The 20,185-nt window shown below is 64.7% G+C and carries 25 protein-coding genes; 7 read left to right on the top strand and 18 right to left on the bottom strand.

Features of this window, described 5'->3' with window-relative positions; genetic code table 11:
- The first annotated feature begins 7 nt into the window (after positions 1–7).
- Entirely contained in the window at positions 8–1,237 is a 1,230-nt protein-coding gene (flgL, locus tag AB4Y34_RS25610; protein WP_368717612.1) for a flagellar hook-associated protein FlgL, read from the top strand.
- Positions 1,238–1,313: 76 nt separating this feature from the next.
- On the opposite strand, the gene fliR is transcribed toward flgL, so the two are convergent.
- From fliR to fliL, 7 genes are read right to left on the bottom strand one after another with little or no spacing between them, the layout of a single operon-like run.
- Positions 1,314–2,096 (bottom strand): flagellar biosynthetic protein FliR, encoded by a 783-nt coding sequence (fliR, locus tag AB4Y34_RS25605; protein WP_176124498.1) that lies wholly within the window; start codon positions 2,094–2,096, stop codon positions 1,314–1,316.
- Positions 2,097–2,127: 31 nt separating this feature from the next.
- A complete protein-coding gene (gene fliQ / locus AB4Y34_RS25600; protein WP_176367750.1) occupies positions 2,128–2,397 on the bottom strand; it encodes a flagellar biosynthesis protein FliQ in 270 nt (89 codons plus the stop codon).
- A 34-nt stretch (positions 2,398–2,431) separates the two neighbouring features.
- Positions 2,432–3,241 carry a flagellar type III secretion system pore protein FliP gene (gene fliP, locus AB4Y34_RS25595; protein WP_013090868.1) on the bottom strand — a complete coding sequence of 270 codons (810 nt, stop codon included), beginning with the start codon at positions 3,239–3,241 and terminating at the stop codon, positions 2,432–2,434.
- A complete protein-coding gene (fliO, locus tag AB4Y34_RS25590; RefSeq protein ID WP_176109998.1) occupies positions 3,241–3,756 on the bottom strand; it encodes a flagellar biosynthetic protein FliO in 516 nt (171 codons plus the stop codon). Before fliO ends, fliP begins: the two co-directional genes overlap by 1 nt.
- Positions 3,753–4,217: a flagellar motor switch protein FliN gene (gene fliN / locus AB4Y34_RS25585; RefSeq protein WP_176380068.1), complete on the bottom strand. Its 465-nt coding sequence runs from the start codon at positions 4,215–4,217 to the stop codon at positions 3,753–3,755. Before fliN ends, fliO begins: the two co-directional genes overlap by 4 nt.
- On the bottom strand, positions 4,210–5,208 hold the full coding sequence (gene fliM, locus AB4Y34_RS25580; protein ID WP_013090865.1) for a flagellar motor switch protein FliM: 999 nt from the start codon (positions 5,206–5,208) through the stop codon (positions 4,210–4,212). Before fliM ends, fliN begins: the two co-directional genes overlap by 8 nt.
- 58 nt (positions 5,209–5,266) lie before the next feature.
- A complete protein-coding gene (gene fliL, locus AB4Y34_RS25575; protein ID WP_176109999.1) occupies positions 5,267–5,767 on the bottom strand; it encodes a flagellar basal body-associated protein FliL in 501 nt (166 codons plus the stop codon).
- Positions 5,768–5,806: 39 nt separating this feature from the next.
- Between fliL and AB4Y34_RS25570 the strand changes: the two genes are divergently transcribed.
- On the top strand, positions 5,807–6,025 hold the full coding sequence (locus tag AB4Y34_RS25570; RefSeq protein ID WP_176380069.1) for a hypothetical protein: 219 nt from the start codon (positions 5,807–5,809) through the stop codon (positions 6,023–6,025).
- 496 nt (positions 6,026–6,521) lie between these two features.
- Here AB4Y34_RS25570 and AB4Y34_RS25565 read toward each other — a convergent pair whose 3' ends face one another.
- The 6 genes from AB4Y34_RS25565 to fliF form a co-directional block, all read right to left on the bottom strand.
- Entirely contained in the window at positions 6,522–8,093 is a 1,572-nt protein-coding gene (locus AB4Y34_RS25565; protein ID WP_368717611.1) for a flagellar hook-length control protein FliK, read from the bottom strand.
- Positions 8,094–8,154: 61 nt separating this feature from the next.
- On the bottom strand, positions 8,155–8,604 hold the full coding sequence (gene fliJ, locus AB4Y34_RS25560) for a flagellar export protein FliJ (RefSeq protein ID WP_176380071.1): 450 nt from the start codon (positions 8,602–8,604) through the stop codon (positions 8,155–8,157).
- Between the two features lie 17 nt (positions 8,605–8,621).
- On the bottom strand, positions 8,622–10,247 hold the full coding sequence (gene fliI / locus AB4Y34_RS25555) for a flagellar protein export ATPase FliI (protein WP_368717610.1): 1,626 nt from the start codon (positions 10,245–10,247) through the stop codon (positions 8,622–8,624).
- A complete protein-coding gene (fliH, locus tag AB4Y34_RS25550; RefSeq protein WP_176110004.1) occupies positions 10,241–10,924 on the bottom strand; it encodes a flagellar assembly protein FliH in 684 nt (227 codons plus the stop codon). The genes fliI and fliH overlap by 7 nt, the downstream gene beginning before the upstream one ends.
- The gene (gene fliG / locus AB4Y34_RS25545) at positions 10,917–11,912 is read right to left on the bottom strand and encodes a flagellar motor switch protein FliG (protein ID WP_176124506.1); all 996 of its coding nucleotides are present in this window, start codon (positions 11,910–11,912) and stop codon (positions 10,917–10,919) included. Before fliG ends, fliH begins: the two co-directional genes overlap by 8 nt.
- Positions 11,902–13,698 (bottom strand): flagellar basal-body MS-ring/collar protein FliF, encoded by a 1,797-nt coding sequence (gene fliF / locus AB4Y34_RS25540; RefSeq protein ID WP_368717609.1) that lies wholly within the window; start codon positions 13,696–13,698, stop codon positions 11,902–11,904. Before fliF ends, fliG begins: the two co-directional genes overlap by 11 nt.
- A gap of 237 nt (positions 13,699–13,935) precedes the next feature.
- Between fliF and fliE the strand changes: the two genes are divergently transcribed.
- From fliE to AB4Y34_RS25515, 5 genes are all read left to right on the top strand, one after another.
- Positions 13,936–14,271, top strand: a complete 336-nt coding sequence (gene fliE, locus AB4Y34_RS25535; RefSeq protein ID WP_176380076.1) for a flagellar hook-basal body complex protein FliE — start codon at positions 13,936–13,938, stop codon at positions 14,269–14,271.
- Between the two features lie 271 nt (positions 14,272–14,542).
- Positions 14,543–14,977: a flagellar export chaperone FliS gene (fliS, locus tag AB4Y34_RS25530; RefSeq protein ID WP_368717608.1), complete on the top strand. Its 435-nt coding sequence runs from the start codon at positions 14,543–14,545 to the stop codon at positions 14,975–14,977.
- The gene (locus AB4Y34_RS25525; RefSeq protein WP_368717607.1) at positions 14,974–15,300 is read left to right on the top strand and encodes a flagellar protein FliT; all 327 of its coding nucleotides are present in this window, start codon (positions 14,974–14,976) and stop codon (positions 15,298–15,300) included. The genes fliS and AB4Y34_RS25525 overlap by 4 nt, the downstream gene beginning before the upstream one ends.
- A 106-nt stretch (positions 15,301–15,406) precedes the next feature.
- A complete protein-coding gene (locus AB4Y34_RS25520) occupies positions 15,407–16,834 on the top strand; it encodes a flagellar hook-length control protein FliK (RefSeq protein ID WP_368717606.1) in 1,428 nt (475 codons plus the stop codon).
- Positions 16,834–17,202, top strand: a complete 369-nt coding sequence (locus AB4Y34_RS25515; protein WP_176380078.1) for an EscU/YscU/HrcU family type III secretion system export apparatus switch protein — start codon at positions 16,834–16,836, stop codon at positions 17,200–17,202. The genes AB4Y34_RS25520 and AB4Y34_RS25515 overlap by 1 nt, the downstream gene beginning before the upstream one ends.
- 202 nt (positions 17,203–17,404) lie before the next feature.
- On the opposite strand, the gene AB4Y34_RS25510 is transcribed toward AB4Y34_RS25515, so the two are convergent.
- The 5 genes from AB4Y34_RS25510 to AB4Y34_RS25490 are packed head-to-tail and all read right to left on the bottom strand — an operon-like array spanning position 17,405 to position 19,956.
- The gene (locus AB4Y34_RS25510) at positions 17,405–18,133 is read right to left on the bottom strand and encodes an immunity 52 family protein (protein ID WP_368717605.1); all 729 of its coding nucleotides are present in this window, start codon (positions 18,131–18,133) and stop codon (positions 17,405–17,407) included.
- A 6-nt stretch (positions 18,134–18,139) separates the two neighbouring features.
- Entirely contained in the window at positions 18,140–18,763 is a 624-nt protein-coding gene (locus AB4Y34_RS25505) for a restriction endonuclease fold toxin 5 domain-containing protein (RefSeq protein WP_368717604.1), read from the bottom strand.
- On the bottom strand, positions 18,763–19,107 hold the full coding sequence (locus tag AB4Y34_RS25500) for a hypothetical protein (RefSeq protein WP_368717603.1): 345 nt from the start codon (positions 19,105–19,107) through the stop codon (positions 18,763–18,765). Before AB4Y34_RS25500 ends, AB4Y34_RS25505 begins: the two co-directional genes overlap by 1 nt.
- On the bottom strand, positions 19,064–19,597 hold the full coding sequence (locus AB4Y34_RS25495; protein WP_368717602.1) for a DUF4123 domain-containing protein: 534 nt from the start codon (positions 19,595–19,597) through the stop codon (positions 19,064–19,066). Before AB4Y34_RS25495 ends, AB4Y34_RS25500 begins: the two co-directional genes overlap by 44 nt.
- Positions 19,597–19,956, bottom strand: a complete 360-nt coding sequence (locus tag AB4Y34_RS25490; RefSeq protein WP_368717601.1) for a hypothetical protein — start codon at positions 19,954–19,956, stop codon at positions 19,597–19,599. The genes AB4Y34_RS25495 and AB4Y34_RS25490 overlap by 1 nt, the downstream gene beginning before the upstream one ends.
- Positions 19,957–20,185: the final 229 nt, after the last annotated feature.

The raw sequence follows: 20,185 nt of genomic DNA, 5'->3' as shown, positions 1-20,185 counted from the left end.
TTGAACCATGCGAATTTCTTCCCAGCAGTACTTCAGCATGAACGTCGCGAACATGAGCAATCAGCAGGCTCAGTTGTCGCAGATCTACCAGGAAATCTCGAGCGGCCAGAGCCTCACCACGCCCGCAGACAATCCGCTCGGCGCCGCGCAGGCCGTGCAGCTCAGCTCGACGGCGGCCGCGCTGTCGCAGTACACGACGAACCAGACCGCGGCGCTCACGTCGTTGCAGGCCGAGGACTCGACGCTGTCCACCGTCATTACGACGTTGCAAAGCGCGAACACGCTGGGCCTGCGCGCCGGCAACGGCGGATTGAACGACGCCGACCGCACGGCGATCGCCGCGCAGCTGACCACGCTGCGCGACCAGCTCCTCAGCTACGCGAATGCCACCGACGGCTCCGGCAATGCGCTGTTCGCCGGCTTCCAGAATTCGACCCAGGCTTTCTCGACCGATGCGGCCGGCAACGTCACCTATACGGGCGACACCGGCTCGCGCACCGTGCAGGTCACCGATAGCAACGCGGTCGCGACGGGTGACAATGGGCTGGCGGTGTTCATGAGCGTCGGCGCGACCAACGCGCAGTCGATTGCCTCGGGCAATGCGGCCAATACGGGCAGCGGCGTGATCGGCGCGGTGTCGGTCAACGATCCGACCAACGCGGGGAACGCGCACTCGTACCAGATCCAGTTCAGCGGCAGCGGCAGCTCGCTCACGTACACGATCACCGACACGACCACCAACGCCCCGGTTGCTACGGCCCAGCCATACACGTCAGGCTCGGACATCACGATCGCCGGCCAAAAGGTCCAGATCACAGGCACACCGGCCGCCAACGACACATTCACCGTACAGCCGGCCAACAAGGCGGGCACCAATGTCTTCGCGAACCTGAACGCGATGATCACCGCGCTCCAGCAGCCGGTGAGTGGCAACCCCGCGGCCGCGGCGACGCTGCAGAACGCGTTGAACACGGGCCTGTCGCAGCTGGGCAACACGCTGGACAACATCACCGCGGTGCAGGCATCGGTGGGCGGCCGCGAGCAGGAAGTCAAGGCGCTGCAAACGGTCACGCAGACCAACTCGCTGCAAACGCAAAGCAATCTCGCGGACCTGACGCAGACCGACATGGTCTCGACGATCAGCAAGTACACGATGCAGCAGGCGGCCTTGCAGGCTTCGCAGCAAGCGTTCGTGAAGATCCAGAACATGTCGCTGTTCCAGTACATCGGCAGCTGATGCCGCTTCGGCGGCGCGATAAAAAAACCGGCGCGATGAACTCGAGCCGGTTTTTTTATGTTCGCGATTTTCAGGGTTATTTCAGCGCCGCCGCGACCCGTCCCATCTCGTCGATGCCGCTGTCGAACAGCCGCACGAAGAACGGGATCATGTTCGGCAGCATCAGTTGCACGAGCAGCAGGCCGACCAGCATAGTCAGCGGAAAGCCGATCTGGAATACGCCGATCTGCGGCGCCGCACGATTGAGAATGCCGAGCGCCAGATTGGCGATCAGCAGGGCGACGACGACCGGCAACGACAGCAGCAGCCCCGCCGAAAAGATCGAGCTGCCCCAGTTCGCGAGCGTCTGCCAGCCGTGCGGCGCGAGCAGGTTGGCCGACACCGGCACCGACTGGAACGTCGTGACGAGCGCGGCGATCATCTGCAGATGACCATCGACGGCGAGAAACGCCAGCGTCGCGATCGTCGTCATATAGCGCGAGATCACGACGCCCGAGCCGGTCGCCTGCTGGTCGAAGAAGGTCGCGAAGCCGAGACCCATGCCGAGGCCGATGAAATAGCCGGTCGCGTCGATCGCCTGGAACACGATCTGCATCGTCACGCCGAGCGCGATGCCGATCAGGAACTGGTTGGCGAGAATCCACACGCCGTCCGCCGAAAACACGGTGACCTGCGGCAGCGCGCCGATGGTCGGCGCGACGATGATCGTCGTGAACGCTGCGAGGCCGATCTTCACCCGCGAGGGCAGCGACGAATTGCCGAACACCGGCGCGGTCGCGATCAGCGCGGCGATGCGCGCGAACGGCCACAGGAACGCGGTCAGCCAGACGTTCAGTTGCGCGTAGGTGACCGTGAACATGGAGCGGGGAGGGCGGACGTGCGAGCAGCGCTCAGTTGACGAGCGTCGGAATGCTGGTGAGCGTGTGGCGCAGATAGTCGAGCATCGTGGTCAGCATCCACGGCCCCGCGATCACCAGCGTGGCTGCGATCGCGAGCAGCTTCGGGATGAACGACAAGGTGCTCTCGTTGATCTGCGTGGCCGCCTGGAACAGGCTCACGACCAGACCGACGACGAGCGCGACGAGCAGCAGCGGGGCGGCCATCAAGAGGCCGACATACATGGCCTGGTGGGCCAGCGTCATGACTGCTTCGGGTGTCATCGTGAGTACCTGAAGAACGAGGAGTCGAAAATAATCAGACGAAGCTCTGCGCGAGCGAGCCGAGCAGCAACTGCCAGCCGTCGACGAGCACGAACAGCATCAGCTTGAACGGCAGCGAAATCGTCGCCGGCGACACCATCATCATACCCATCGACATCAGCACGCTCGCGACCACCATGTCGATGATCAGGAACGGAATGAAGATCGTGAAGCCGATCGTGAAGCCGGTCTTCAACTCGCTCGTCACGAACGACGGCACCAGCAGCGACAGCGGCACGTCTTCAGGCCCCTGCATCGGCGCCGCGTGCGAGATGCGCGCGAACAGTGCCAGGTCGCTTTCGCGGGTCTGACGCAGCATGAAGGTCTTGAACGGCGCGACGCCGCGCGACACCGCCTGGTCCATCGGCAGCGTGCCTTCGGAAAACGGCTTGTAGCCTTCGTTATAGGCCTTATCGAGCACCGGCGACATCACGAAAAACGTCAGAAACAGCGCAAGACCGACGAGCACCTGGTTCGGCGGCGTCGTGGTCGTGCCGAGCGCCTGGCGCAGCAGCGACAACACGATCACGATGCGCGTGAAGCTCGTCATCATCAGCACCATCGCGGGCAGGAACGACAGCATCGTGAGCAGCAGCATCGTCTGCACGCTCAGCGAGTAGGTCGTGCCGCCGTTCGGGCCGGGGCTCGTCGTGAAGGCCGGCAGGCCGGCGGTTTGCGCGAACGACAGCGTCGGCAGCGCGACCAGCAGTGCCGGCAGCGCGAGTCGAAGCACTGCGGGGAGCGAGCGCGCCGCACGGCGCGATAGCGTGAAGAACCAACCTGACTGCCTGAAACTGACCTGCATTACCGATCCCCGCCGCGGTGCGCGTTGAAACGTTTGCCCACTTCGCCCTTCATGGCGTCGCGAAAGCGTTGACCAAAGGTGCCGGAAAGCGGTGCGGGCGAAGCAGCAACCGTATCGGCCGCGACGGAACCCGCCGGCATCGTATGCAGCAGCCGCACGTTGCCGGGCGCAGCGCCGAGCACGAGCCACGTATCGCCGATCTCGACGACCGCGACGCGCTCCTTGCCGCCGAGCGAAGCGCCGCCCACGGTCTTCACGAGGCCGCCGCGCTGGCCCGGTTGCAGGCCGAAGCGTCGCGCGAGCCATGCGCAGCCGAACACGAGGCCGATCACGACCGCGAGCCCGACGAAGGTTTGCAGCACCGCGCCGACGCCGAGCGCCGGCACCGCGCTACCCGCGCCGACCCCCGAGGCGATCTTCGCGGCGTTGTTGACCGCGTTCATGTCGGCGGCGTGAGCGACGCTGGACGCGATGAGCGGCGCGAGCAACACGCCGCGACCTGCCAAACGTTTCATCGATTGAGTTTCCGGATGCGTTCGGACGGCGTGATGATGTCGGTCAGCCGGATACCGAACTTGTCGTTGACGACCACCACTTCGCCCTGCGCGATCAGACAGCCGTTGACGAGCACGTCCATCGGCTCGCCGGCCATGCCGTCGAGTTCGACGACCGAGCCCTGCGCGAGCTGCAGCAGATTGCGGATCGCGATCTTGGTGCGGCCGAGCTCGACCGTCATCTGGACGGGGATGTCCAGGATCATGTCGATATCGTTGTGCGTCGCCGTCGGCTCGACCTTCGACAGCGGCTGGAACACACCGGCCGCGGCCGGGTTGACCTCGTCGTTGCCGTTCTGCTCGGCGAGCGCGCTCGCCCAGTCGTCCATCGCCGCGTCGTCTTCCGCGGCGGACAGCCCGCCGGCGGCGAGTTGCTCGGCTGCCTCGAGATCGCTCTCGGGCTTTGCGTTCAGGTCACTCATATCCACCTTCCTTCATCGTGTCGGCTGCGCTGATCATCTTCTGGACCCGCAACGCGTACTGACCATTGAAAATTCCGTAGCCGCATTCCATCACCGGCACGCCGTCGACTTTCGCGGTGATGTGCTCGGGGATGTTGATCGGCAGAACATCGCCTTTGCGCATGTTCAGGATCTGTTCGAACGTGACCGGCACCTGCGCGAGGTCGGCGGTCAGCTGCACTTCGGCAGCCTGCACCTGCTGCGACAGCACGCGCACCCAGCGCCGATCGACGTCCATCGCTTCGCCCTGGATCGGCGATGAGAGCACGTCGCGGATCGGCTCGATCATCGAGTACGGCATGCAGATGTGCAGCGTGCCGCCCGTCGAGCCGAACTCGATCGAAAACTGGGTGACGATGACGATTTCGTTCGGCGTCGCGACGTTGGCGAACTGCGTGTGCATTTCCGAGCGCACGTATTCGAACTGCAGCGGGCGCACGCTCTTCCACGACGCGGTGTAGTGCTCGAATGTCAGATTGAGCAGCTTCGTGATGATGCGCTGCTCGGTCTGCGTGAAATCGCGTCCTTCGACGCGCGTATGGAAACGCCCGTCGCCGCCGAACAGGTTGTCGACCACGAAGAACACGAGGTTCGGATCGAACACGAACAGCGACGTGCCGCGCAGCGGCTTCACGTGGACCAGGTTCAGATTGGTCGGGATCGGCAGGTTGCGCGTGAATTCGCTGTACTTCTGCACCTTCACCGGGCCGACGGAGATTTCCGCCGAGCGCCGCATGAAGTTGAAAATGCCGACGCGCAACAGGCGCGCGAAGCGGTCGTTGATGATTTCGAGGCCCGGCATCCGGCCACGGACGATGCGTTCCTGCGTCGCGATGTTGTACGGGCGTACGCCCGTGCGGTCGTTTTGCTCGGATTCCGTGTCGGATTCGCCGGTGACGCCCTTCAGAAGGGCATCGACCTCCTCCTGGGACATGAACTCTTCATGGCTCATTGCTTATTCCTCGTGCGTCCCTTGGCGATTGATGATGGCAGTGCTGGACAAGGTCACGTCACTGCACGACGAACTCGGTGAACAGCACGTCCTGCACGCGGATCGGTGCGGCGCCCCGCTCGGTCGGCTCGGTGATCAGCGTCTTCAGCTCTTCGGCGAGCGCGCGCTTGCCTTCGAGCGGCGCGAGTTCTTCGGGGTGCTTGTTCGACAGCGCGAGCAGGATGCGGCTGCGCACTTCCGGCATGTGATCGGTGAGCGCCTGCTGGGTGCCGGCGTCGCCGAGCTTCAGCGTGAGGCCGATGCGCAGGAAGTGTTGCTGGCCGTCGTCCGATTGCAGGTTGACGGTCATCGATTCGAGCGGGAAGAACAGCGGCACGGCGGACTGCGCCGGCGCGGCTTCGGCCGATACGGCGACGGGTGCGCGCTTTGACATGAAGAACCACACGCCGGCACCGGCAGCGCCCGCGGCGATCAGCGCAATGAGGCCGATCAGGATGATGCGCTTCATGGGGCCCGGCGAGGCGGGCGCGGCTTGTTGCGGGGCGGTCGTAGTTGCCATTTGGGTTGCCAGCCTGGTGCTGGCGTAGTAAGGGTTAGGGTGATTGTTGTTGATTTGCCTGCGGCGCTATGGGTCGAAAAGAAGGGCTATTTCTGGCTATTTCTGGCTGTTTCTGGTTTTTGGTTGTTTTTCTGGTCTTTATTCTTGGCGGTGTTGGCCTTTCCTTGCTTTCTTATCGGTCTATTAGCGTTGCCCCTGTGCGGGGCGGCACCTACTTTCTTTGCTGCTGCAAAGAAAGTAGGCAAAGAAGACAGCTAAAACCGCCAGCTCATAAGCGGGTCCCGTGGCTTGGTTGGGGCAGTGGTGCATCTGGAATCCGTGCCCCCGCACATTCCCCGTTCGTGACAAAGCCATCATCCATCCCACTCCGCACTACGTGCGTCGCGGACGGGTCTGCCCGGGAAACCGGCGGGCTCGCCCGGGCAGCGGGAGCCCTCGGCTGCGCCTCGGCGACACGCCGAAATGACCAATGGTTTGAGAACAGTGCTTCGGCGCGCGTAGCGCCGCCGGAAGGATGACTGCCTTGTCACTGACGCGGACTGTGCGGGAGCACGGATTCCAGATGCACCACTACCTTGTGTGGACCGAGGGACCCGCTTAAGAGTTAGCGGTTTTAGCTGTCTTCTTTGCCTACTTTCTTTGCAGCAGCAAAGAAAGTAGGTGCCGCCCCGCATAGGGGCAACGCTAATAGACCGACAACACAACAAGGAAAGGCCAACAAAGCCAGAACAACGAAAAAAGAAGCCCGCCTGGCTCAGGCAAACGTATCGACTAATCCAACCTGCTGCCGCACGGCAACATTAGCGATGGCATCGCCAGAGTCCCCCGAGCCGTCCCCTGCAAGGGAGCCACCACTACCACTACCGCCGCCCTTCCCATTCGACCCACCCGCGCCAGCGCTCTGCTGCTGTTGTCCGCTCTGCCGGGCAAACCCATCACTCACACTCGCGCTGCCAAGCCCAATCCCATTGGACTCCATCGCCTCGCGAAGCTTCGGCAACGCCGCCTCGACCGCCTCCCGCACCGACTGGTGCTGCGACACGAACAGCGCATGCGCATGGTTATCCGCAACCTGCAACACGACCTGCAACGGCCCCAGATCCTTCGGATTGAGCGTCAGCTCAGCACTCTGCGAATGCGCATTCGACAAAAACACCACCTTCTGGCTCAACGCTTCTTCCCACGCGCTCGTGCCGACCTGCGGCGTCAACGCATTCGCGGCGGCGGCAGCACTCGCGTTGCCGGTGCTCTGCACCGCCGCCGTCGTACTCGCAGCGTTCGCTGCCGCCTGCGCCGCGGCCAGCGCGCTGTTCGCCGCCTCGGACGCGCTGCGCGCCGATGCGACGTTGTCAGCCTGGCCGCTCGTCGCGGCCGCGGCGCTCATTGCGTCGGCGGCCGACTTCGCTGTCGATGGATCGGCCAGCGCGGTCGCGGCGGCCGTTGCGGTCGTCGGCGTCGTGTGGATGGTCGAGGTGCCCTTGCCGGTGCCGGTGCCCGTGCCGTTGCCGACCGTCTTGTCGTCCGAGGTGCCGTTCAGGTCATTTTTCGTGTTGCTAAGGCCGCGCACCGCGCTCGATACGCTCGCGGCTTTCGCAGCCGCGCCGCTGGCGAGCGCGGCCGCAGGCACCGCGCCCTGGCCGCTCGATAGCGCGGACAGCGCACTCTGCAGCGCATCCTGCAGCGACTTCGGATCGACCGCGCCTTTCCTGCTCGCCGCGGCGGCCGTGAGCGCGCTCGTGGCGGTGCCGGCCAGCGCGCTCACCGCGTTGGCCGCGGAGCTTGCGGCATCGGTCACGGTGGTCGCGTTCGCATCGGCGGCGTTATTGACGGCGGCGTGTGCCTGCGCTTGCGCCTGGGCCTGGGCGGCAGCCGCCGCGGCGGCGAGCGCGCCAGCGTCGGTCTGCGCCTTGGTGTCTTGCTGCCTGGTTTGCGTCGTGGTCGACTGGCTGTTCGATGCCTGCTGCGTGGGTGTCGCCGGCGTTGCGGACGACGATGAAGCGCTGCTGCTCGCCGCGTTGCTCGGCGCGTTGCTCGGCGCGTTGCTCGTCGTGCCGCTGGCGCTCTGGCCGCTGCTCGCGCTCTGCTGCGACGGAGCGGGCGCCGGCGCGGGTGCGGGTGCGCTGGGCGTGCTCGGTGCCGAGGCTTGCGTCGCCTTCGCTGAACCGGTCTGCTGTTGATTCGCGCTGTTCTGCTGGTCGATGCTTTGCTGCAAGGTCTGCGCGAACGGAGTCGAGCTCGCGGCGTTCGCGGCCGCGCTGCTCGACCCATTGCTGCTCGCGTCGAGCAGCGTGCTCAGTTGCGAGCCGATCTGTGAAAGAAGCGACATAAAGAATCCTGTGAATCGGTCAAACGGGTGTGTCGTCAGGCATTAACCGTGAGGCAAGGCCTCACGCGCCGTCGGCTCGCATGCGCAGACTTCGCGCCGCGAATTCGTCGGCGTCGCGCTGTTCGCGCCGCGCCGCAACCTTCGCCTCGGCCGCCTCGCCGCGCGCCTGCAGCACTTCATACGAGCCGAGCTTCTGCTTCTGGCGCTGCCAGTCGGGCTTCGCCGCCTCGACGCGCGCGCTCGCCGCCGCGAGCAGGTTGCGCTGCTGCTCGATCGCGGCGTCGAGCGTGTCGAGGAACGCCTGGAAGTTGCGCATGTTGCCGGCGGGCATGCCCGACTGCGCGCTCGCCGTGAAGCGTGCGTAGTATTCGTTGCGGTACTGCACGAGTGCATCGAGTTGCGCCTCTACGTCGTTGCGCTCGCGCTGCGCGCGGCCGAGCCGCTGCGCGGCGGCGTCCACGTCGTCCTGCGCGAGACCGATCAGCGTCTTGATCGGAAAGTGTTTCGACATCGTCAGCCTCCTCGGCCCTAAGCAAACAGCGCGTTGAGCATGTCGATGCTCGGCTGGAAGTTCGCGCACTCGCGAAAGCCTTGCTGCAGGAACGCTTCCATCCGCGGGTACAGCGCGATCGCGCGATCGAGCAGCGCGTCGCGCCCGGCCGAATAGGCGCCGACGTTGATCAGATCGCGGTTGCGCTGGTAGCGCGACAGCATCTGCTTGAACATACGCGTTTTATTCAGATGGTTATCGTCGATCAACGCGGTCATTGCCCGGCTAATCGACGCTTCGATATCGATCGCGGGGTAGTGGCCGGCTTCGGCGAGCGAGCGCGACAGCACGATGTGGCCGTCGAGAATCGCGCGCGCCGAGTCGGCGATCGGGTCCTGCTGGTCGTCGCCTTCGGTGAGCACAGTGTAGAACGCGGTGATCGAGCCGCCGCCCGCCGGTCCGTTGCCGGTGCGCTCGACCAGCGCCGGCAGCTTCGCGAACACAGACGGCGGATAGCCCTTGGTGGCGGGCGGCTCGCCGATCGCCAGCGCGATCTCGCGCTGCGCCATCGCGTAACGGGTCAGCGAATCCATCAGCAGCAGCACGTGCTTGCCCTGGTCGCGGAAGTATTCGGCGAGCGAGGTCGAGTACGCGGCGGCCTGCATCCGCAGCAGCGGCGACACGTCGGCCGGCGCGGCGATCACGACCGAGCGCGCCAAGCCTTCCTCGCCGAGAATCTGTTCGATGAACTCCTTCACTTCGCGGCCGCGTTCGCCGATCAGGCCGATCACGATCACCTCGGCGCTGGTGTAGCGCGCCATCGTGCCCAGCAGCACCGATTTACCGACGCCCGAACCCGCGAACAGCCCCATGCGTTGACCACGGCCGACGGTCAGCAGCGAGTTGATCGCGCGCACGCCGACGTCGAGCACCTTGTGAATCGGCTCGCGATTGAGCGGATTGATGACCGGCGCGGACAGCGGCGCATCGGTTTGCGTGCCGAGCGGGCCGAGCCCGTCGAGCGGACGGCCCGATGCGTCGAGCACGCGGCCGAGCAATTCCCAGCCGACCGGCAGACGCTTCGCGCCGGCGAGCGGATCGGCGATCGGCGCGCTTTCGAGCGGAAAGACGCGCGCGCCGGGCAACAGGCCGATCACTTCGGTGGTCGGCATCAGGAACAGTTTGTCGCCGGAGAAGCCGACCACTTCGGCCTCGGCCATCGGCAGCGAACTGCCGGGCGGCAGCTCGATCATCACTTCGGCGCCGACCGACAGGCGCAGCCCGACCGCTTCGAGCACCAGACCGGCCGCGCGCGTCAGACGTCCGCACGCGCGCAGCGGCTTTGCGATCGCGTTGCGCGCGCGCAGCGCGTCGAGCTGGCCGCGCCATGCCTGCATATGCGGATTGATGTCGAGCGCGGGATCGTAGGACGGTGCATGCGGCGCGTGAGCGGCGTGGTCCTGCGCGGCGGACGGGCGGCTCACCGCCGCGCCTGTCGCCGGATGCTCACTCGCGGGAGCGCGCCATCCCGCATCCGGTGGCTCCGGAAAACCGGACGACTCGACATCGGCCAGCGCCTCGGCGCCGAACGACGCCAACGCGAGTTCGCGTTCGAGCGGCGTCAGATCGCTCGCGCGGATCTCGTCGAGGGTCGGCTTCACCACGTGCTCACCTTGCCGAGCGCGGCGGCGACGCGCTGCCAGCGCGTGTCGATGCCCGCGTCGACCTCACCGGTGCCGGCCTGCGCGCGGCAACCGCCACGCTCCACCGATGCATCGGTACGCACGGTCCAGCCGCGCGTTTGCAATTCTTCGAGCAGATACGCCTCGACGACCGGCAGATCGGCGGGACTCACGATCAGCGCCGGCGCCCCGGAGAGCGCGGGCTCAGCCGCGAGCACCTCGCGCGCGGCCGCGATCAGCGCGGTCGGGTCGTGCTGCACGTGCTGGCGCACGACCTGTTGCGCGATGTCGAGCGCGAGTGCGATCAGCGTTTCGGAGATCGCGTGCTGCGCGCCATCGAGCGCGGTCTTGAAGGTTTCGGCCAGCGCGGCGAGCCGCATCGCTTCCTCGCGCGCCTCGGTCTGGCCCTGCGCGAAACCCTGCGCGCGCCCCTGGTCGTAGCCCGCCTGATAGCCGAGCGCCTGGCCGGCCACATGACCGGATGCGACGCCCTGCGCATGCGCGGCTTCGCGGCGGCGCTCGAGTTCGGCTTCGAACGCGCGCTCGTCGAACTCGGGTTCGGCCGGCGGGGGCGGCGGCGGGGCCGGGTCGAACGACGCCATCTCCCAGCGCTGGTAAGCCGAGAGGCCGTCCTTTGCCGGGGCGTTCGAATCAGACATATGCGTCTTCCGCCTTGCCGCCGATCACGATCTGGCCGCTCTCGGCCAGGTTGCGCACGATCTGCAGGATGCGGCGCTGCTGCGTCTCGACTTCGGACACGCGCACCGGGCCGCGTGCGTCGAGGTCTTCGGCGAGCAGCTCGGCCGCGCGCTGCGACATGTTCGACAGGAACTTCTGACGCAGCGCGGGCGGCGCGCCCTTCAGCGAGATGATCAGCGCCTCGGATTCGACTTCCTTCAGCAGCAGCTGGATCGCGCGGTCTTCGAGGTCGAGCAGGTTCTCGAACACGAACATCTGGTCGATGATCTTTTGCGCGAGCTCGGCGTCGTACTGGCGCACGTTTTCGATCACGCCTTCCTCGTGGTTGCTCGACATGAAGTTCAGAATTTCGGCCGCCGTGCGGATGCCGCCCATCGGGCTGCGCTTCAGGTTGTCGCTGCCCGACAGCAGGCCGGTCAGCACGTCGTCGAGCTCGCGCAGCGCGGCCGGCTGGATGCCGTCGAGCGTCGCGATCCGCAGCAGCACGTCGTTGCGCAGGCGCTCCGCGAAGCACGACACGATCTCCGAGGCCTGATCGCGGTCCAGATGTACGAGGATCGTCGCGATGATCTGCGGATGCTCGTTCTTGATCAGTTCCGCGACCGCCGACGAGTCCATCCACTTCAGGCCTTCGATGCCGCTCGTGTCGCTGCCCTGCAGGATCCGGTCGATGATCGCGCCGGCCTTGTCGTCGCCGAGCGCCTTGGTCAGCACCGAGCGGATGTAATCGCTCGAATCGAGCGACATGCCGGTGTGCTGCTCGGCCTCGCGCACGAACTCCTGCAGCACCTCGTCGATCTGCTCGCGGGTGACGTTTTTCAGCGCGGCCATCGCGACGCCGATTTTCTGAACCTCACGCGGGCCCAGAAACTTGAACACCTGCGCCGCCTCTTCCTCGCCGATCGACATCAGCAGCAGCGCGCTCTTCACTACGCCTTCAGCGCTCATCGGACACCCAGTTCTTGACGACGGTTGCTACGATCTTCGGATCCTGACGCGCGATGTTGCGCGCGAACTCCAGGTTCCGCTCGTACTTGTGCTTCGCGTTTTCGAGCGCGAGCTTCTCGCTATCCGCTTCGATTTCGACCACCGCGCCATCGCGTTCCTCGGCCGGTATGCCGTCGAGCAGCACCGGTTCGTCGGGCGACATCAGCGCGGGCACCGGCTCGGGCGGCGGCGGGAAGGCGCGGCGCAGCGCGGGCTTCACCATCACGAAGTAGAGGAACAGGGCCACCGCGCCGATGCCGAGGTACGTCGCGATCTGCTTGTACAGCGCGAGCATGTCCGGGGTGCGCCACCATGGCAGGTCGGCGTTCGGATCGAGATCGGTGGTGAACGCGCTGTTGACCACGTTGACCGAGTCGCCGCGCGACGCGTCGTAGCCCATCGCGTCCTTCACGAGCTGCGTGATCTGCGCGAGCTTGTCGGCGCTGACCGGTTGCATCGTCACATGGCCCTTCGGATCGACGACCCGCAGATAGTTGACGACCACCGCGACCGTCAGCCTGCGGATGCCGCCCATCGGCTGGTCGATGTGGCGCACGGTCTTGTCGAGCTCGTAGTTGGTGGTCGAATCCTTGTGATCGCTGATCGGCGTCGTGCTCACCGAGCTCGCGCCGTTGCCGGCCACGATCGGCGCGGAGGCAGGCTGCGGCGGCTGATTCGACAACGCGCCCGGCACCCCCGAGGCGCCCCCCTGCGACATTTCGGTGGCGCTGCTCGTCTGCTGGCTGCGGATCGCGGCGTCCTGCGGATTGGCGTTCGGGCCGTACTTCTCCGAAGTCTGCTCGCTGTGCGAGAAGTCGATGTCGGCGCTGACCTGCGAGCGCGCGTTGCCGGCGCCGAACAGCGGCGCGAGGATCGTGTCGATGCGCTGCTGCGTGTTGCGTTCGATCTGCTGGCGGAACTTCAGCTGGGTTGCATCGAGGCCGCTGCCGTTGCTTGGCTGCGTGAGCAGATTGCCGTCCTGGTCGAGGATCGTCACGCCGTGCACCGGCATTTGCGGCACCGCCGACGCCACCATATGCGTAATCGCGACCACTTGCGCTTCGTCGAGCACGCGGCCAGGGTACAGGTTCACGAGCACCGACGCCGATGGCGGTTCCTTGTCGCGCACGAATACGCTCGGCTTCGGAATCGCGAGGTGCACACGCGCCGATTTGACGCTCGAGATCGATCCGATCGTGCGTTCGAGTTCGCCTTCGAGCGCGCGCTGATAGTTGACCTGTTCGTCGAACTGGCTGATGCCGAATTTCTGGTTGTCCATCAGCTCGAAGCCGACCGAGCCGCTCTTCGGCAGTCCCTGCGAGGCGAGGCGCAAGCGGGTCTCGTGGACCTGCTCGGCGGGCACGAGGACCGCGGTGCCGCTTTCGGACAGCTTGTATGGGATATTGGCCTGCTGCAGCGCGGTGATGATCGAGCCGCCGTCGCGGTCGGACAGATTGCTGTAGAGCACTTTGTAGCTAGGCGCGCGCGACCACAGGAACAGGCCGGCGACGACCGCCACCAGCAGCGCGACCGCGAACACGAGCGGCGCGCGCGGGTTGCCGCGCATCTGCGCGAGTCCGGACAGACGCTGGCCGAAATTGCCGCCGAGACCTCCGAGGCCGCCGAGGCCGCCGAGGTCGGCCGTGCCGCCGGCCTGGCCGCTCGCGGCCTGAGCGGCCGCGGGCTGCGCGCCGGCGAGCCCCATGCGGGCGTCGGGGTTGATCAAAGAGTTGGCTGACGAATCCATGCGTCGGGTTTCTCCGGGGAATGCTTTGGCGTTCTGCCGTGATGCCGCGCCGGGGCTCGGCGGACGGACAGATACTTTCACCTTTGAAATTATCCGCAGCGCCGCTCAACCCGATTGCTTGAATAGAGCCGGGTTTCCCCCCTAGTTTCGGGACTTTCCGCGTGGGGCCGCTGCTATGCTTTCGTCCAGATCGGTACACCTTCCGGTGCTCCGATCGCCTATCCAACGGAGAAGAAGATGATCATGCCCGTGAACGCGCTATCGTCGGCGCTGCAACAGATGCAGGCGATGGCGGCGCAGGCGGCCGGCGGCTCGACCGCAGTGGCGGAGCAATCCGGCGCGGCGACGCCGACCAACTTCGCGGCGGCGCTGAAGGCCTCGCTCGACAAGATCAGCAGCGACCAGCAGAAGGCGATCGGTGAGTCGCAGGCGTTCGAACTCGGCGCGTCGAACGTGTCGCTGAACGACGTGATGGTCGATATGCAGAAGGCCAACATCGGCTTCCAGTTCGGCCTGCAGGTGCGCAACAAGCTGGTCGCCGCGTACAACGACATCGCGCAGATGTCGATCTGAGAGGGATCGCGCGGGACTGCCTGAAGGACTTGCCCGAAGGTCCGCTGGAGTCCCGTCCGACGATCCGGCAAGCCGCTGCCGGTGCTTGCCCCGGCGGCTCGCGCCGCGTCTTCCGTGCCCGCCCAGCGGCGCTTTCGATCCTCCTGACACCGGACTAAAGCTTTGTCGTCGCGCATCCGATAACCAAAGTACATGTCAGCGATTGGCGCGGCGACGCGCCGCGCGGCTACGCCACGACTTAACCGCAGCCAGTATCAGAGGAGGAGCGCCGATGTTTTCCCAAGGACACGCTGGAGCCAACGCGTATGCGCGTGTCGGTATCGAGACATCCGTGATGGGCGCAAGTCCGCATCGTCTGATCGTGTTGCTGTACCAGGGTGCACGCCAGGCGATCGCGCAAAGCCGCCTGCATTTGCAGCAGGGCAACGTGGCCGAGCGTGGCATGGCGATCAGCAAGGCGATCCGGATCATCGAAAGCGGGCTGCAGGCGTCGCTCAACCTCGAGGCAGGCGGCGAAATCGCCGAACGGCTCAATGCGTTGTACGACTATATGGCGCGTCGGCTGTTGGAGGCCAATATCAATCAGAGCGACGCGATGCTCGTGGAAGTGGACCGACTGCTCGCGACGCTCGAAGAGGCATGGATCGGGATTGCCCCGGAGATCGCGCGGATGGCGGCACAGCCAGCCGCGGAAAGCCTGAGATGACATCGAACGCAGACTATTTTGCCCGCTATGAAGCGGTCGCCGCGCTGTCCTGCCGCATGCTGATCGCGGCCCGCCGTGCACTGTGGAGCGACCTGGTGCACTTGCAGGAAGAGTATCGGCATCTGGTCGAAGCGCTGCGCGAGGCCGACGTGGGCGTCAAGCTCGACGAGGCCGAGCGCCTGCGCAAGTACGCGCTGATCCGCCAGATCCTCGCCGACGACGCCGCGATCCGCGACCTCGCGAATCCGAGCATGGCGCATCTGTCGGCGCTGTTCGCCGGCCGGCCGACGCGTGTGCTCAAGGAGTTGTACGGGGCGCGCTGAGTGCGGGCGGGCGCGCGGGTGAACTGGCGTCACGCCGTGCGCGTCTGAAGGATCGCAGCAATCAGAGCATCGCGCGCATTGCCGCCGATGCGACCAAGGAACCGGCATGAACGGAATCGATTCGGCCCTCGCTTCGGTGCTGTCGAGCCGGATCGACAGCCTGCTCAACATTGCGCCGGGAACCGCGACCACCTCGCAGACCGGCGCGGCCGGCGTCGATACCAAGGTTCCCGCGGCGCCTGCGAACGCGACGCCAGAGCCGCAGTCGTCCGCGCAAACCGCGCTGTCGGCCGTCGCGCTGACGCTGAACGCGATCGCGCACTCGGGCGGCGAGGCGACACCGGCGGTGCTCGGCCGCGCGCCGATCTGGGCGGCCGCGCCGGCGCTCGACGTCGCCATCGAGAGCTTGCCGCTGACGAATGCGGGCGCCGCTACTGGCGATTCCGCCGCTTCTGCGAATCTCAATACCGATCCCAACGCTGCTGCCCACGCTACCGCGGCTACCACCGCGAGCGTGGCGGCGACCGAAGTGCCCGTCGCGGCGCTCGCGGCTGCGCTGCAAAAGACAGTGGCCGACAGCGGCCTGTTCTACGAGGCGCATCTCGCGGCGTGGCTGGTCGGCCAGCGTTCGCCGGCTCAACTGGCGAACGAGGCACACAATCAGCTCGTCGCAGATTCTCAATTGCCCCCCGGCTGGAGCGCCGACGTTGGCGACGCGAGCACGCGGTCCGCTTCGGCGAACAGAGCCGCCGAGGCGACGCCACGCGGCGCGCCCAACGGCACACCGAATGGCACGCCGGCTGGCACGCCGAACGCCGCCGACAACAACCCTGCCTCGCACGCGATGCCGTCGATCCTGACCGCGCAGGCCGCGCGCCTCGTCGCGGGCGAGCTGCTGGCCAGTTCGGTGTCCGATCTGAACGGGCAGTCCACACATGCGGGGCCGCACGGCGCGGCGTCGCAGGCGGCCGATGCGGGTCCATCGCAGAGCGCGCAGGCAATGGCGGCGGCGGTGCATCCGGCGACGGTACCGCTCGTGCGCCAGCAGCTCGATCTGCTCGCGACCGGACAGTTTCGCTGGACCGGCGAGGCGTGGCCCGGCGCGCGTCTGGACTGGACCATCGAGCAGGATGGCGACGAATGGGACCGCAGCGGCGGCGGCCTCGCGAGCGAGGACGACCAGCCGTGGCGCACGCGCCTGACGCTGTCGCTGCCGACGCTCGGCACCGTCGATGCCGAACTGACGCTGACCGGCACGCGGCTGAGCGCGCGCGTGCAGGCGAGCCCGCGGGGCGCCGCGCGGCTCGCGAATCAGGGGGACGGTTTCCGTCAGCGGCTCGCGGCGGCGGGGATCGAGCTGCAGGGCTTGACGATTCGGGAGATTGGCGGCGGTGCACCGGCGTCTGCTGTGGCTGGCGCATCGGCGGCGGGGGCGCAGGCGGCGGGCGCGTATGCACGGTCGGCGTCGGCGGCTGCAACCGAGTCGGCGGCGGCGAGCACCGCGTCGCGCGACGACTTCGATTGGGATATCTGATGAGCCGCACCCATCGTCGCAGCGCGGCTGCGCTCGTTTATGACGCTCATGGCGGGGAACCCGCGCCGCGTGTGGTCGCGAAGGGGTATGGGCTGCTTGCCGACATGATCGTGCAGCGCGCGAAGGAAGCAGGGCTGTATGTGCACGAGGCGCCCGAGATGGTGTCGCTGTTGATGCAAGTCGATCTGGATGCGCGGATTCCTCCCGAGCTTTATCAGGCTGTTGCCGAGTTGTTGGCCTGGTTGCATCGGCTCGAGAGTGGGGCTGATGTTGAGCCGGCTCATGAGGGGGAGAGCGCTGGCGCGCAGGATGTGGTGGATGTTGTTGCTACTGATGTGCCTGCCGGCACGGGGGCTGTGGATCATTGACGGTGCGGGCTTGCCCTTTTGCAGGACGGAGTTCTTTTTTGTCTTTGTTCTTGCGGTGTTGGTCTTTCCTTGCTTGTCGGTCTAATGGCGTTGACCCTGCGCCATCGCAATCGGTGCCTCGCGTGACGTAGAAAAGGCCTCGCTGCGGCGCGGGCCTTTTCGCAGGAAAAAACCCCGCAAAAGCGGGAATAGCGAGCCGAACTCAGAGATCAACGAAACGTGGCAACAGGTCCTGATCGGCGAGGCGGATTTCGATATCATTTGCCGCCTTGACGTGCTCCCGGTTGTGCACATCGAAGACTTCATCCGTCACGCTGACGACGATCGTGCCTTGCTGCTTGCCATTGCGCATGACAGGGATAAGGTCGCGCGCTTCGGGCACTTGGGCCTGCGTGAGAACGTGCGGCAGGTAGAGCATCCAGCTAACGCCTAAACGATCGTCGAAGACCTGTTGATCTTGATAGGCTCGTGGCCCGAACGTTACGTACAACGCCTCGTAGATAATGGCGACTTCGGAGACGAATTCTCCAATCGCGTCATAGAGTCCAAGCCGCGAACTATCGTCACTCTTTTCGCCAAGGGAAATTTCGAAAATATCGGACAATTCATCACTATCGAACGATACCGAAATCAACGCATTGTGATAGACGGACTGTTGACCGTTCCAGCAGAGGACCGATTTCGGATCTTTTTCACGCCCATCATATTCTTTGGAAAGAAGGGCTAGTGCGGTTGCCGAGGGCTCGGAATTTGCAAACACAGGCCGCTGCAGTGACTCAGAAATCGAATCGGCACTCAGATACCAGCTTCCACCTAGCGTTTCGTCCTTGTTTGCGAGCCGCTTGATAATGCGGCGAAGTCTGCGAAGATGGAATTCAAAATCTCCCCGCCGAATGCCGGACTTATCACGATACTGTGAAAATAGATGCATGTTGACTCACGGTTGATATACGGAAGGGACGCTGGCGGCTCGAAGAGCTGACATCATGTAAGTTCTTGTTCGAGGTGTTTCGAAATACCACATGAGCTTTGATGGCGGATTTGCACGAACCAGCATACTCTGTTTCCGAATCGTTTCCCCCATCACCTTGAAACCTTGAAAGGGGAATATTGGCATATTCTGATGATTCAAAAACTGATCATAGTTTCCCTTGGCTTCCTGCAAGAGGCATTGGGAAGGCTGAAATCCATCAAAGTCTGTGCCAAGCCACGCCCACTCCATATTCCAGCCTTGGCTGGTTTCCCTGCCCTTCCCGTCCGTCACAATTCCATACTCAAATCCTGTAATACGGGCTTGGTAGCGTCGCGGTTCAGGATTCATTCCGTGATTCCTTCGCACCTTTTCGCCACCCTTCTCGGGCGGGCACTTGCACGGCCTCTCACGTTCGCGGGACCTGTCGCGCGACAGGTCGCCCCATCCGCCATCTACACCCGTACCCGTGCCGCTGCTGCCCGTGGCACCAGCAGACGGTGCGACAGCGGGGACCGGAACAGGCATCGGCGTTGCCTGCGCCATCGCGTTTGCTGCGCGTGCGAGCGTCGCCGGGAATGGAATACCCATCAGCGTTTCTCCTTCATTTCCTGTTGTCTTTTTCGCGTTGCCTGCATCAGCATTTCGAATCGCTGTTCAGCCGGAACCCCGGGCTTGTGCAGCCATGCGATGACCTCTGGAATCCAGTAAAACCCCGGCGTGGTTGCTTCCACATACAGGAAATCGACTATCGCCCCGTCATGTGTAAAACGGAGCATCCTTGTCTGCGCAAAGGCCCCATCAAGCCGGTCGCGCAAGGTCGGATCATTGGCCAGCGCGGGATAGTCGCGCACGATATGTCCGCGGATAAAGTCCACGTAGTTGCGGTCTTCATAGACTTTCAGAAGCGCCCATTGTCCTTCGGTAAATTCCATTGTCGTCGATGGTGAATCGTCGTCCTTCGTTGAGGTAGTGCCACGCGTCGGCAGCCCTGAAAAGCTCACGCCCGCTCTTGCCGCGGCATGCCGCATCGAGCGCATGCAACACCCTCGGGTCCCAGAAGCGCAGCAGGGCCGAGCGTCCTTTTGGTATTCGGGTATGCAGGTGCGGGCGCAGCTTTTCGGCCTGCCGCTCAAGGCTCTCCGAGGTGCTCAGCCAGATCACGCCAGGGCGGGCCTGTTCGAGTTCACGCAGGTCCCCCAGAAAATCGCGCGCCGTCTTCGGATCAACCAGCCACGGCCCCGCGTGTGCGAGTGCCATCTCGTGCGTTCCCGCGAACAGCGAGACCGTCCGATCGGTTTCGGCCGTGAGTTGCTGGCCGGTATGCTGCTGGTACTGGATACCGTCCACCAGCGCCAGCACGTGGCCGCTGTAGCGCCGTTGCCCGTACTGGCGAAGCGGTTCATTGACAGAGGCGGGAATCATCAGCGCTCCAGGGTCATCGCACCTTGCCCGGCAGCGCGGATCATGCAATCGAGACAGATAGACGACTGCGGAAGCACCGGCCGGGGCGTTGCGCCGTAGACCGATGACGGACCTTTTTTCAGTGGAGTATCCGGGGAGCGTCCGCGACAATTGCACGCCCATGCGTAACCTAGGGCTTCGGCCATCTCATAGCCGGTTGCATACGACTTCAAACTATCGAACGGAAACCATTCGCCGGTTTCAGCGTTCAGCGCCTTTGCCGACGGCATTGGCGGGAAGTTTGAGTAGAGGGAATAGGTGATACGACAAAGCTGGCACTCTTCCATGCCCCGGGTTTCATCCTGCTTCTGTTTTTCCATCTGACCTCTGCTGTTTTTCCAGAATACACCCGACGAATTAACCATCGAAAACGCAACACGGTCAACGGCTTTAAATTGAGATAAAACCTTTTTGACAACTATTTAGTCGAACCTGAACAATCCGGAGAGCCTTTTGCAGCAAGGGTTTGAAGCGGAAAGTTGTTGATGCATTTGCAGGAACCTGGCAGATTATGGGTAGTTTCCTGCAAATTCTGTCGAGGTCTGGATG

This window comes from Paraburkholderia sp. BR10954 (genome assembly GCF_040965775.1).
GTDB classification, from domain to species: Bacteria; Pseudomonadota; Gammaproteobacteria; order Burkholderiales; family Burkholderiaceae; genus Paraburkholderia; species Paraburkholderia youngii.
The sequence above is the reverse complement of the archived record's forward strand: the minus strand, read 5'-3'. Positions and strand labels throughout refer to the sequence as shown.